The sequence below is a fragment of the Phocaeicola acetigenes genome, from assembly GCF_027529745.1.
Taxonomy (GTDB): domain Bacteria; phylum Bacteroidota; class Bacteroidia; order Bacteroidales; family Bacteroidaceae; genus Phocaeicola; species Phocaeicola acetigenes.
Window position 1 is genome coordinate 1 of sequence record NZ_JAPZVM010000030.1, and the last position, 519, is coordinate 519.

Annotated in this window: 1 protein-coding gene; it reads right to left on the bottom strand. The window is 42.0% G+C overall.

Annotated elements, in window-relative coordinates:
- Positions 1-519, bottom strand: a 519-nt coding sequence (locus O6P32_RS13575) for a hypothetical protein (protein WP_269879057.1), incomplete at both ends; no start/stop codon positions are given.

Here is a 519-nt window from a genome sequence, read left to right on the forward strand (position 1 = left end):
GTCAGAACGTACCAATCTTATCCAAGGATTTGATTCCGATACTTCCAAAGCCATAGTCTTACCCTCGCCTACTGTATAAGTACCTAAAGTTCCGTCAATATAACGACCGAAATCACATTCGTAATTTTCGTTATTGAAGTCCAGCATACCCTCTAAGGTATCATCATTTTTCTCCAGAACCACAGTCAGACAGTCTTCATCGTATACTTCCGACAATCCTTTACGTCTGAACTGAAGTTTCATATCTTCCAAAGGACAATTAGGAGCCACAAGCTTCTTGGTAATTCTAAAGACATTTCTTTCTGCCAAACTGGAAGCTTCCGGATTGACAGGAGTTATTTCCACCCAATTATTTCCTCCATTCACATATTCCAGTTCCTCACCACAGTTCAACGCAAGGTCAAATGTTCCAGACAAGTAACTTACAGAAACCCCTCGCGCATCCGGTAAAATGGTAGCTCTGTCGTTCAACACACTCAACTTCTCGTTTACCGTAATAAAGCTTTCCCGATCCGGAGC